At 67.1% G+C, this 12,063-nt stretch carries 13 protein-coding genes; 6 read left to right on the top strand and 7 right to left on the bottom strand.

Annotated elements, in window-relative coordinates; all coding sequences use genetic code 11:
- Positions 1-6: 6 nt before the first annotated feature.
- Positions 7-468 (top strand): hypothetical protein, encoded by a 462-nt coding sequence (locus ACZ75I_RS14590; RefSeq protein WP_472958141.1) that lies wholly within the window; start codon positions 7-9, stop codon positions 466-468.
- Between the two features lie 9 nt (positions 469-477).
- On the opposite strand, the gene ACZ75I_RS14595 is transcribed toward ACZ75I_RS14590, so the two are convergent.
- The gene (locus ACZ75I_RS14595) at positions 478-1,218 is read right to left on the bottom strand and encodes an alpha/beta fold hydrolase (protein WP_472958142.1); all 741 of its coding nucleotides are present in this window, start codon (positions 1,216-1,218) and stop codon (positions 478-480) included.
- Between the two features lie 140 nt (positions 1,219-1,358).
- Here ACZ75I_RS14595 and ACZ75I_RS14600 point away from each other — a divergent pair, with 140 nt between their 5' ends.
- A complete protein-coding gene (locus ACZ75I_RS14600) occupies positions 1,359-1,898 on the top strand; it encodes a hypothetical protein (protein WP_472958143.1) in 540 nt (179 codons plus the stop codon).
- A 14-nt stretch (positions 1,899-1,912) separates the two neighbouring features.
- A complete protein-coding gene (locus ACZ75I_RS14605) occupies positions 1,913-2,203 on the top strand; it encodes a hypothetical protein (RefSeq protein WP_032954416.1) in 291 nt (96 codons plus the stop codon).
- An 88-nt stretch (positions 2,204-2,291) separates the two neighbouring features.
- On the opposite strand, the gene ACZ75I_RS14610 is transcribed toward ACZ75I_RS14605, so the two are convergent.
- Complete coding sequence (locus tag ACZ75I_RS14610; RefSeq protein WP_472958145.1) at positions 2,292-4,418, bottom strand: methyl-accepting chemotaxis protein; 2,127 nt, start codon at positions 4,416-4,418, stop codon at positions 2,292-2,294.
- A 233-nt stretch (positions 4,419-4,651) separates the two neighbouring features.
- On the opposite strand from ACZ75I_RS14610, the gene ACZ75I_RS14615 reads away from it, so the two are divergent.
- Both ACZ75I_RS14615 and ACZ75I_RS14620 read left to right on the top strand, forming a co-directional pair.
- Entirely contained in the window at positions 4,652-5,614 is a 963-nt protein-coding gene (locus ACZ75I_RS14615) for a L,D-transpeptidase family protein (RefSeq protein ID WP_154351232.1), read from the top strand.
- Positions 5,615-5,618: 4 nt separating this feature from the next.
- On the top strand, positions 5,619-6,293 hold the full coding sequence (locus ACZ75I_RS14620; protein WP_472958146.1) for a M23 family metallopeptidase: 675 nt from the start codon (positions 5,619-5,621) through the stop codon (positions 6,291-6,293).
- Here ACZ75I_RS14620 and ACZ75I_RS14625 read toward each other — a convergent pair.
- From ACZ75I_RS14625 to hflK, 5 genes are all read right to left on the bottom strand, one after another.
- On the bottom strand, positions 6,229-6,891 hold the full coding sequence (locus ACZ75I_RS14625) for a hypothetical protein (RefSeq protein ID WP_180870469.1): 663 nt from the start codon (positions 6,889-6,891) through the stop codon (positions 6,229-6,231). The two genes, ACZ75I_RS14620 and ACZ75I_RS14625, sit on opposite strands and share 65 nt — an antisense overlap.
- 127 nt (positions 6,892-7,018) lie before the next feature.
- Complete coding sequence (locus ACZ75I_RS14630) at positions 7,019-8,311, bottom strand: adenylosuccinate synthase (protein ID WP_014648029.1); 1,293 nt, start codon at positions 8,309-8,311, stop codon at positions 7,019-7,021.
- A gap of 317 nt (positions 8,312-8,628) precedes the next feature.
- A complete protein-coding gene (locus ACZ75I_RS14635; protein ID WP_005410640.1) occupies positions 8,629-8,814 on the bottom strand; it encodes a DUF2065 domain-containing protein in 186 nt (61 codons plus the stop codon).
- A 67-nt stretch (positions 8,815-8,881) separates the two neighbouring features.
- A complete protein-coding gene (gene hflC, locus ACZ75I_RS14640) occupies positions 8,882-9,745 on the bottom strand; it encodes a protease modulator HflC (protein ID WP_019660037.1) in 864 nt (287 codons plus the stop codon).
- Positions 9,742-10,875 carry an FtsH protease activity modulator HflK gene (hflK, locus tag ACZ75I_RS14645; RefSeq protein ID WP_072168589.1) on the bottom strand — a complete coding sequence of 378 codons (1,134 nt, stop codon included), beginning with the start codon at positions 10,873-10,875 and terminating at the stop codon, positions 9,742-9,744. The genes hflC and hflK overlap by 4 nt, the downstream gene beginning before the upstream one ends.
- A 153-nt stretch (positions 10,876-11,028) precedes the next feature.
- Here hflK and ACZ75I_RS14650 point away from each other — a divergent pair, with 153 nt between their 5' ends.
- Positions 11,029-12,024 (top strand): YhdH/YhfP family quinone oxidoreductase, encoded by a 996-nt coding sequence (locus ACZ75I_RS14650; protein ID WP_346476801.1) that lies wholly within the window; start codon positions 11,029-11,031, stop codon positions 12,022-12,024.
- Positions 12,025-12,063: the final 39 nt, after the last annotated feature.

Genomic DNA, 12,063 nt, shown 5'->3' on the forward strand with positions numbered 1-12,063 from the left:
ACCGTCATGCCCCGTGGTGACAAATCCGCATATACCGACAAACAGAAGCGCCAGGCCGAGCACATCGAGGAAAGCGAGCGCGAGCGCGGTGCCAGCGAAAGCACCGCCGAACGCATCGCCTGGGCCACCGTGAACAAGCAGGACGGTGGCGGCAAGCGTAGCGGCAGCGCACGCAAGGGCACGAAGAAGGCGGCCAGCAAGGCGCCTGCCAGGAAGTCGGCCGCAAAGAAGGCCACGCCCAAGGCGACGGCCGCGAAGAAGGCGCCTGCGAAGAAGGCGGCGGCAAAGAAGGCACCGGCTCGTAAGACCGCCACCAAGAAGGCCGCAAAGAAGACAGCGGTCAAGAAGGCCGGTACAGCCGCCTCGCGCAGTGCTGCAGCGAAGAAGGCGGCCAAGACCCGTGCGGCGAAGAAGACCGTGCGCAAGGTGGCGGCCAGGAAAGCGGCACGTACCCGCGCCCGCAGTTGAGCGCATCGTTCAACGCGGCAACGTCCTCATCCACGCGGCCACTTCGGCTGCAGCTGCGTCGGCACGTGCCTGCAGCAGCAGATGTGGCCCCTCCAACGACACATGGCGGGCATCGGGCAACAGGGCCTGCAGCTCGGCCAAGCTGGGCGGCCACAGCAGGCGGTCGTGGCACGCGTGCAGGCACAGCGTCGGCACCTGGATTGCCGGCAGCAATGCACGCACGTCGACCCGCAGGGTCGCCGCGGCGCGTTGCCGCAACGTGCGCGTCGGAGTCCTGGCCAATGCATCGCGCAGCATCGACGTGTGCCCGCGGGTGCACCACGGCCCCAGCAACAGGCGCGCCAGCAATGCCACGGGAGGCAGCGGCCAGGCCGGCGACAGCAGGGCTGCGCTGGCTGCCGGCAGTGGCACCGGCCGACGCGCAAAGGTCGCGGCAAGCACCAGTCCGCGCAGCCCGGTGGGTTGGCGCGTGGCCAGTTCAACAGCCAACGGGCCCGAGAAAGACTCGGCGAGCAGGATGAAGGGACGACTGGGCAGCTGCGACCACAGCCGTTGGGCAAGCGTGGCGTGATCCTGCGGTCCCTGCGCGGGCAGCGTGATCGCCTGCGTCGTCAGACCATAAGCCTGGAGTGCCGACAGGAACGGGGGCGATAGCCTGCTGGAGCCATCCAGACCGGGCAGCATCAGCACGTGCTGCGGCGCGGCCGATGCAGGGAAACAGATCGGCGTTTCCTCGCTCCCGATTCCCATGCCACCTCCTTTGCTGGCAAGCATCACCCACATCGGCAGGCAACGGAACCCCTGCTCCGGCTGTCCTGCTGCTTTGCCGGCCAAGGTTGGGCAATACTACCCGCTCTGCCGCGGGACGCGGCTACCCGGGAGAGCCGTTGATGCGATGGACCTGCGCGTTGGCCATGATGGCCATGATGCTGCCACTGGACAGCTCCGCCAGCGATGGTTGGATAAATGGGGATGGCAAGGCATTGGCGGAGACCGATGCCATGAAATCCAGCGGCGGCTTCGCGGCATCGCTGCTGGTCACTTCCGATGCCGACTGGCGGGCCAAGTGGACGACCCCGCAGGAGACCACTCCCCGCTTCAACGAGGCCGACGAAGTCCACCCGGGCGGTGAGTTGTTCCTGCTGACATTCCTCTCCAACCCGCAACTGGACGAAAACCGCGTACCCAAGGTGCACTGCGATCTGCGCATGCTGCGCCCGGACGGCAGTACCAGTATCGACGAACGCGATGTTCCCTGTTTCACCGCCGCCCTGACCGGCCCGCCAAACCTGCTGTACATGACCAACCTGCACCTGAGGTTCGTCGCCGAGGCCGGTGATCCGAAAGGCACGTGGACTGCGCAGGTGGTGGTCCGGGATCTGCTGCGGAAAGTGAGCCTGCCGCTGCAGGCCCGCTTCGACGTCCGTTGAACCGGGGCATGCGGATGAAGATGCGGCGACTCCTGAGCTGGACCGGTCTTGCGCTTTGCGTGGTCTACCTGCTGTTGACCGCATGGCTGGTTCACGGCGCGCAGTCGGAGGGGGACCCGAAGGGTACCTATATCCTGATGGCGCTCCCCATCACCCTGCAGTCTGCCGCACTCGATGCCATCGGCGCAGGCGGCCTGCTGCGTGGCAAACCCTGGTCGACCGCATATGCAGTGCTGGTTCCGCCGACACTGCTGTTGCTGTACGCAGCCGGCTGGCTGATCGAACGCTCAGCCCGCGGGCGCTAGCCCGCGGCATCGTTCCGGTGGGTGCATCGACGCCCTGCATGCGGGACATCGCAGGCAGGGCGCCATCCAGTATCCAGTTACAGGTCGCTTACGCCGCCCGCGCCGGCATGACCGGCATGCGCGGCCCCTGCTCCAGCTGGAATACCGCCACTGACGTGGTCAGTGCATGCGCCTGTTCTTCCAGCGCGCGGCTCGCGGCAGTGGCTTCTTCCACAAGCGCGGCGTTCTGCTGGGTCACCTGGTCCATCTGCACCACCACCTGGTTGACCTGCTCGATGCCGGCGGCCTGTTCCTTGCTGGCCGCTGCGATGTCGCTCATCAGCTGGGTGGTGCGCGAACTGGCCTGCGCCACGCGTGCGATCGCGGCTTCCGATTCAACGGTCACCGCCAGGCCACTCTTCACCTTGGAAGCGGCGTCCTCGATCAGTTCCTTGATCTCCTTGGCGGCGACACCGGCACGCTGTGCGAGCGTGCGCACTTCGCTGGCGACCACGGCAAAGCCACGGCCCTGCTCGCCTGCGCGCGCAGCTTCCACTGCGGCATTCAGCGCCAGGATGTTGGTCTGGAACGCGATGCCGTCGATCACCGTGGAGATTTCCGAGATGCGCGCCGAGGACTGATCGATTTCGCCCATCACCGATGCCATCTGTGCCATCGCCTGCTCGGTCTCGCGCACGGCGGCACCGGCGGCATGCGCTTCGCTGTCGGCCTGACGCGCCAGTTCGGCGTTCTGGCGTACGGTGGAGGTCAGCTCCTCCATCGACGCGGCCGCTTCTTCCAGATTCGCAGCCTGCTGCTCGGTGCGGCGCGACAGGTCGTTGTTGCCGGCGGCCAGTTCCTGGGCCGCGTTGTTGATGCTGTCGGCAGCCACCTGGATGCCGCGGACAATGCCGGTCAGCTGCGCGGTGGTGGTGTTGGCATCGTCGCGCATGCGCGCAAACACGCCTTCGTACTCGCCCTCCATGCGTGCGGTCAGGTCGCCATGCGAGATCGCGCGCAGCACGTCGGAAACATCGGCGATGCTGGCCTGCGAACTGGCCATCATGCCGTTGAGGTGCTCGACCATCGTCTTGAACTGGTACTGGAACGCAGCGGCATCGCCACGCATGCTGAAATCGCCGGCGCGTGCGGCGCGGGCCAGTTCATCGATCTGCGCGTTGATCGCCATCAGGCTCTGCTTCACCGCCGCCAGGGTGCGGGTCAGCGTGCCCTTCTCGCCCGGGTAGTCCGGCAGGTCGCGGCTGAGGTCACCCATGGCGTAACGCTGCATCACCTCGGCCATCAGCAGTTCCACCTGCACGTGCGACTCGACCAGGCTGTTGGTGGCCTGCACCATGCGGCCGAAATCACCGGGGAACGCACTGGCGTCCATGCGATAGCGGATTGCACCGGCCTCGTGCTGCTCGGCCATCTGCAACTGCGCGCCGATCGCCGCCTGCACACTCTGGCGCACGCTGGCCATCGCCTCGCCCAGCTGGGTCAGTTCGTCACGGCCGCCGAGGCGGAATTCCTGATCCAGCTGGCCCTTGGACAGGCGCTCGGCCAGGTTCACCGCGCGGGCCAGCGGGCCGGTCAGGCTGCGCCCGATCATCACCGAGGCACCGATGCCGACCAGCAGCGCGACGCCGCCCAGCACCAGCAGCTGGAGCAGGCTGCGCTCACCCAGGCGGATGGCCTCGGCGGCTGCCTCACGGCTTTCCTTCTCTTCGAAATCCACGCCATCGGACAGTGCCTTGTTCCAGCCGTTGGCCGCTTCCTGCACCGGGCCCAGGGTCAGTGCCACGGCACCCGGGTAGTCGCCCTGCTCCATCAGTTCGCTGGTCTGCTTGTTGAGCGGGCGCGCGATGGCACGCTTGGCCGCGATGGTTTCCGCGATGGCCTTGCCCTCCGCATCGCCTGGCAGTGCCTGGTAGGCGGCCCAGCTGGCCTCATAGCGCTTGACCAGATCGGCAATGCGCTTCTCATCGCTGCCGCGGTCTTCGCCCTGGCGGATCAGCATTTCGCGCCGCACCACCATCATCTGGTTGTTGGCGTCGAGCATCTGCGACAACAGGCGCACCTTGGCCACGCTGACGTCGACCACCTGCTGCATCGCGCGCTTCTGCACGACACTGGCGGTGGCGCCGGTGGCCACCACGGCGGCCACCAGCAGCAGCAACAGGCCAAAGCCCAGCCCAAGACGCCAGGCAACCCTGACGTTCCTCAAGTAGTTCATGGGGGTATCCAAAACGGGGGGATGTGGCCTTATCGGCGGCCCGGCAGGCAATCTTGATCGCCGCCCATCGACGGCGTCGGCCACCGTTCACCTTGGTGAGTCCCCGTCCCAGCGGCACCTGCCGGTGCCAGCCGGCCGCAATGACATGTCTGCTCATGCGGGTATCAGATCCCTTTCACGGCGGCTCCGCACCGTCTGCGGGCAAGGTGGCGGCGTACCTGCTGGAGATCCCAATGCGCTCATCTGTGTCCCGATCCACCCTGCTCGCAATCTCGCTGCTGGCATCACCTACCTTCGCGCAGGCGCCGCCGCCCGGACTGCCCGCCCCCATTGCCGAGAAGGCTGGCCCGGACACCGCGGTGCGCTCCGCACTGCATGCCCAGGTGCTGCTGGATCGTGCGAACTTCTCTCCAGGCCAGATTGATGGTGAGGTAGGCAGCAACCAGCGGCGGGCGGTGTCAGGCTTCCAGGCGGCGCACGGGCTGACCGTAACGGGTGAGCTGGACGACGCCACCTGGAAGGCTCTGCAGGCCGATACGATCACGCCGCTGGCCAGCTACACGCTGACTGCCGAGGATGTCGCCGGGCCGTTCCAGGCGGTGCCGAAGGGCCCCGCCGCACAGGCCAAACTGAAATCGTTGGGCTTCAACAACGTCGAAGAGTCGCTGGGCGAACGCTTCCACGCATCCCCTGAGCTGTTGAAGCTGCTCAATCCGGGCGTGGATCTGAGCAAGGCCGGCAACCGCATTCAGGTGCCCAACATCGCACCATCGGCGCTACCGAAGGCAGCCAAGGTGGTCGTCGACAAATCCGACTCGACCCTGCAACTGCTGGATGCCCAGGGCAAGGTGATCGCGCAGGTGCCTGTCTCATCCGGCAGCCAGCATGATCCGCTGCCGATCGGCGAATGGAAGATCCTGGGCGTTTACCGCGACCCGCCGTTCCACTACAACCCCAAGCTGTTCTGGGATGCGCGCAAGGGCGAAAAGAAGGCGACGCTGCCGCCGGGCCCGAACAATCCGGTCGGCCGGGTCTGGATCGATCTGTCCAAGCCGCATTACGGCCTGCATGGCACGCCTGAACCCGGCCACGTGGGCAAGACCGAGTCGCATGGCTGCGTACGCATGACCAACTGGGATGCACTGCGCGTGGCTGATGCGGTGGATGAGTCGGTGCCCGTGGTGATGCAGGAGTGAGTCGATGCGTCTTCCGCAACTGATTGTGCTCGGTGTTCTGCTGGGATTGGGTGCAGGTTGGTGGCTGCACCGCGATATGGATGAGCCGGTGGCCGACGCGCTGCCGGAAGCGCCATCGACGGTGGCCACCGCGCCGGTGACGGAACCGGTAGCGCCAGGTGCAACAGCCCCACCCGCCTCCACCGCGCCGCCGGCCGCGCAGGCTCCGGATGCACCGCCCGGGTTACTGCTGCCGGTGCAGGGCATCCTGCCCTCGCAGCTGCGCGATACCTTCACCGATGCACGCAGCGAGGGCCGCGTACACGATGCCATCGACATCATGGCCGATGCCGGTACGCCGGTGCTGGCGGCGGCCGATGGCACGGTGGAGAAACTGTTCGACAGTGAGCGCGGCGGGCTGACGATCTACCAGTTCGAGCCCAGCGGGCGCTGGTGCTACTACTACGCGCACCTGCAACGCTACGCCGATGGCCTGGCCGAGAAGCAGGTGATCAAGCGCGGGGAGGTGATCGGCTACGTCGGCAGCACCGGCAATGCCAGCGCCGAGGCCCCACACCTGCACTTCGAGGTGCATGTGCTGGGGCCGGAAAAGCAGTGGTGGAAGGGACAGTCGATCAATCCCTATCCGCTGCTGAAGTCGGCGGCACTGATGCCCGGCGCTGCCAGCGCCGCAAGGTGAACGTGAACACCGCCAACGCCCCCCCGGGAATCAGCAGGAACAGTGCCGCCACCTTCCAGAAAAAGAACGGCCACAGCCAGACGTAATCCAGGTCGGTCAGCTTCAGCAGGTCCAGCGGGGGCTGCAATTCGATCACGGCCGCCCTGCCCGCCAGCGCCGGGTCCACCTCCAGTACGGTTACCCGCAGCCATGAGCGTCCGCGTGGCAATGCATCACCGCGGCCATATCCAAAATAGGACGCCATGAGCCCGCTGGACTCAACCGATGCCAGCCTGCGGTTGATACCCTGCCCGGCCACTCCCGAACGCTCTCCTGCGCGGAAGTCCCCATGATCGGTGGGAGTGTCGATGCGCAGCAGCACTTCAGGGTCAGCCTCAGTACCGTCTGCGGCATACCGCAGTCGCAGCCGCAGTTGGTCATCAATGAAGCGGTAGACCGTCACCTCGGCCGTCGCGCCGGGGCTGAGCAGCAGCGGCAGGGTCTGGGTACGCGAGGCCAGATGGTTGGCGATGGCGCCGAGCGCCAGAACCGCGCAGGCGATGACCCACAGGCTCCACAACACCCACAGGGTGACCCGCACCACGGTCTCGCCTTTCACGCTGACATCCTGGTCATCGCCTCGCTTCCTCGCCGGCACTGGCGACACAGTAACGAAAAAGCCCCGCGTTCGCGGGGCTTCTTCCTTCTGCGACGCCAGGCATGGCCCAGCGCTACCGGTCACGCACTCAGGCAAACGGATCCTGCAGGACCATGGTGTGGTCGCGGTCCGGGCCGGTGGAGACGATGCTGATCGGGCAGCCGGCCAGCTCTTCCAGCGAACGCAGGTAGGCGCGTGCGGCCGGCGGCAGGTCGTCCCACTGGGTAATGCCGTGGGTGTTCTCGCTCCAGCCCGGGAACTCCAGGTACACCGGGGTGCATTCTTCCCAGCCCTGTGCGTCCAGCGGCGCGTACTCGGTGCGCTTGCCGTTGTATTCGTAGGCGATGCAGACCTTCAGCTTTTCCATGCCGTCCAGCACGTCCAGCTTGGTGATGCACAGGCCGCTGATGCCGTTGATGGCCACGGCGCGCTTCAGCGCGACGATGTCCATCCAGCCGCAGCGACGCGGGCGGCCGGTCGAAGCGCCGTACTCGGCACCGCGGTCACGGATGCCCTGGCCGACTTCGTCGTCCAGTTCGGTCGGGAACGGGCCGCCGCCGACGCGGGTGGCGTACGCCTTGGCAATGCCCAGCACGTAGTCGATCGAATCGGCGCCGACGCCGGAACCGGCCAGCGCACCACCGACGGTGGTGTTGGAGCTGGTGACATACGGGTAGGTACCGTGGTCGATGTCCAGCAGCGCACCCTGCGCGCCTTCAAACAGCACGCGCTTACCCTGCTTGCGCAGGTCGTGCAGGATGCCGGCCACGTCGGACTTCATCGGCTGCACGTATTCGCCGAACGCCAGCGCTTCGTCGAAGGTCTTCTGGAAGTCGACCGCATCGGTGTTCAGATACTTGGTCAGCACGAAGTTGTGGTAATCCAGCGCGGTGCGCAGCAGTTCTTCCAGCTGCTTCGGGTAATGCAGGTCGGCGATGCGGATGCCGCGGCGCGCCACCTTGTCTTCGTAGGCCGGGCCGATGCCACGACCGGTGGTGCCGATCGCCTTGCCACCGGCAGCGCGCTCGCGCGCCTGGTCCAGGGCGATGTGGTACGGCATGATCAGCGGCGCGGCCGGGGAGATCTTCAGGCGCGAACGCACTTCCACGCCGGAGGCTTCCAGCTCGGCGATTTCCTTCTGCAGCGCGGCCGGCGAGATCACCACGCCGTTGCCGATCAGGCACAGCGCGTCGTCACGCAGGATGCCCGACGGGATCAGGTGCAGGACGGTCTTCTTGCCGTTGATGACCAGGGTGTGGCCGGCGTTGTGGCCGCCCTGGAAGCGCACGACAGCGCCGATTTCCTCAGTGAGCAGATCGACGATCTTGCCCTTGCCTTCATCGCCCCACTGGGCACCCAACACTACGACAGACTGACCCATGACGGGCTCCTCGATTTGTTGCGGCCATCGGGGCCGCGGACGGGTAAACCGTGGCGGGGCTGGCCAGCACCTGGAGGGCGGCTCCAAACGGGGAGCAGCCGGCGATGGAAGGCCCAGACACGGAAAAAGCCGAACGGGGAGGCCCGTCCGGCTTTTGTGCATTATCCGGGTTTCCGGGGTCCGGTGCCACCTTTCCGACCGGCGGCTTCACCGGCCGGTCAGGCCGGCGTCTCATGTAGAGCCGAGCCCATGCTCGGCTGCCTTCCCGCCGCTGCGCGGCGCCGCCCGAGCATGGGCTCGGACGCTACAGGGCGGGGTCAGTGCCGCGCCCACCACAGCAGGCTCAGGCCGGCCAGCAGCACCAGCCCGCCGAAGCTGCGCAGGGCCGGGCTGGGCAGGTCCAGCAGGCGCTCGGCCATGCGCTTCCAGGCGAACGGCGCCACGAACAGGAACAGGCCTTCCAGCACCGCGACCAGGCAGACGGCGGCGAACAGATCTTTCATGGGGGACTCCGGAAAAAGCACGGGGCCCGGCGTCTGGCCGGGCCCCGTGGGGTACTGCCCTGCGACCTCAGCGGTCGTTCTTCAGGTACTGCAGGAACGGGTCGTTCTTGTCGAGCACAATCACGCCGTTGCCGTCGGTCATGGAGCCACGGTAGGCCTCCAGGCTGCGATAGAACGCATAGAACGACGGATCGGCCGAGCCAGCCTTGCCATAGATGCGGGCCGCCTCGGCATCGCCTTCACCGCGCAGGCGCTGTGCATCGCGCTCGGCCTCGGCGATCAGCACGGTGCTGTCGCGGTCGGCCTGGGCACGGATGGTCAGCGACTGCTCCTCGCCCTCCGCACGCAGCTTGGCCGCTTCCTGCTTGCGCTGGGCGCGCATGCGCTCGTACACGTCGTTGATCACCTGGCTGTCGGTCGGCAGGTCCACCTGCTTGATGCGCAGGTCGATCATCTGCATGCCGAGGCCGGCCACCGCCTCGTTGATCCCCTTCAGCTGCTCGGCGATCAGCTCGCTGCGGTCGCCGGACACCAGCTGCTGCAGGGTGCGCGAGTTGATCTGGTTGCGCAGCGAGTCGGTGATGATCGGCGCCAGGCGGGCGTTGGCCACACGCGGGTCGCCGCCGGTGGCACGGAAGTAGTCACCTACGTTGGAGATGTAGCCGATGGCGAAGAAGTCGACGCTGACGTCCTTCTGCTCGGCGGTGAAGTAGCGCGCAGGCGCGGTGTCGAGCACCTGGAAGCGGCGGTCGAAGACCTTCACCGTTTCCACCACCGGCACCTTGAAGTGCAGGCCCGGCTTGATGTCCGAACGCACCACCTTGCCCAGGTTCAGCACCATGGCGGTCTGGTCCTCACGGACCACGTACACCGAGCCGAGCAGGCCCAGCACCACCGCCACGATCACGGCGATCCAGATAGGACTCTTCATCGGCTGCCCTCCTCACGGCCGCTCGGTCGCCCGGTCGGGCGGCCCACCGGCCGGCCCGGATCACGGGAAGCTTCCACCGCTGCACCCGGCAGCGATGGCATCACCACGTCCGGGTTCGCCACTGCGGCCGGGGCCGAGGTGGTGGGACGGGTATCGCCGGTCATCGGCACGTAGATCAGCTGGCGGCCATCGCCGCCGATCACCTTGCGGTTCTCGCTCAGCACCTGCTGCACGGTTTCCAGCCACAGGCGCTTGCGGGTCACTTCCGGGGCGTCCTTGTACTGGGCCTGCAACAGGCTGAAGCGCTGCGCGTCACCCTCGGCCTTGGACACCGCAGCCTGCTTGTAGCCTTCGGCGGTGGTACGGGCGCGCGAGGCCTGGCCTCGGGCTTCCGGCACGACCTTGGCAGCGTAGGCCTGGGCTTCGTTGATCAGGCGTTCCTTGACCTGCTGGGCACCGTTGACTTCGTCGAAGGCCGGCTTCACTTCTTCCGGCGGACGGGCGTCCTGCAGGGTCAGGCCGGTCACGGTCAGGCCGGTCTTGAACGCCTTCAGCAGTGCCTGCAGGCGCTCCTCGGCAGCCACGGCCAGCGGGCCACGATTGTTCAGTACAGCGTTGAGGTCGGCACGGCCGACTTCCTCGCGCACCGCGCTCTGCGCCGACTGCTCCAACACCTGGTTGGCATCGACGGTGCCGAACAGGTACTGCTGCGGGTCGTCGATGCGGTACTGGACGTTCAGCGAGACGTTGACGATGTTCTCGTCCCGGGTCAGCACCGGCACCTGGATCGAGAACGTCTTGATCTCGGTGGCGTTGACCTTGGTGACCGATTCGATCGGCCACGGCAACTTGAAGTTCGGGCCGGGCTGCAGGATGCGCGAGAACTGGCCGAAGCGCAGGACCACGCCACGCTGCTGTTCACCGATGAGCTGGAAGCTGGAGAACAGCACCAGCAGCACAACGGCCGCCACCACCCAACGCACGATGCCGCCGTCGAACAGGTCCTTCAGCGGCCCGGGCAATCCGCCCCAGCCACCACCATTGCCACCGCCGCGCGACCCGAACGGCCCGCGTCGATTGTCCTCGGGGCCTTGTCCGCCCTTGTTGCCGCCGGGTGTATTCCAGGCCATGCACGCTCCATCAAGATGTGGGCTGCGGCGCGGGCCCTTCCCGCGGCGCCAGCCGTGAAACCATTACTGATCATACAAGATGGGGCGGATTGGCAGGATCGAAAGGGGGGCAACGGGGTAAGGTGGCGTTTTCCTCGAAGTCAGGCAATGCCGATGGCCCCCACCACCCCATTCACCGCCTTCCGCATCGAAAACGACGACGCCGGTTACCGCAGCGGCCTGGCCCAGCTCAAGGTCGAAGACCTCAGCCCCGGCCAGGTTCTGATCCGCGCCAGCTGGTCCTCGGTCAACTACAAGGACGCCCTGGCCGGCACCGGCAAGGGAAAGATCCTGCGCCGCTTCCCGCTGGTGGGGGGCATCGACGTAGCCGGCACCGTGGTCGCCAGCACCGATCCGGAATGGCGTGAAGGCGACGCGGTGCTGGCCACCGGCTGCGGCCTCAGCGAGACCCGCGACGGCGGCTACAGCCAGTATGTGCGGCTGGAATCGCGTGCGGTGATCGCCCAGCCGGCCGGGCTGAGCCCACGCGAGGCGATGGTGCTGGGCACCGCCGGCTTCACCGCGGCGTTGGCGCTGCTGCGCATGCAGGACAACCGGCAGAGCCCGGAGCTTGGACCGCTGGCGGTCACCGGCGCCAGCGGCGGTGTCGGTGCGCTGGCACTGTCGATCTTCAGCCGCGCCGGCTACACGGTGCATGCGATCAGCGGCAAACCCGACCAGACCGGTTTCCTGCACGCCATCGGCGCCACCGAGGTGCTGCCGCGTGAGGCCTTGGCCGACACCGGCCCACTGCAATCGGCGCGTTTCGGTGGGGGCCTGGACAATGCCGGCGGCGCCATGCTCGCCAGCCTGCTGGCGCAGACCACGCCCTACGGCAGCGTGGTCAGTGCCGGCCTGGCGGCCAGCCCGACCCTGGACATGACGGTGATGCCGTTCATCCTGCGTGGTGTGTCGCTGCTGGGCGTGTCTTCGGCCAATGCGCCACGCGGGCTGCGCGAGGACGTCTGGGCGCGACTGGGCAACGAATGGAAACCGCAGCACCTGGACCGCATCTGTACCGCGGAGGTCGGCCTCGATGGCCTGCCGGCCGTGTTCGAGCGGATGCTGGCGGGCGGATCGCTGGGCCGCACCGTGGTGCGGATCGACTGAACGTCGCAGGCAGGCGACGGACGGCAGATGCGCCCCTCC

Source organism: Stenotrophomonas sp. X, from assembly GCF_055721025.1.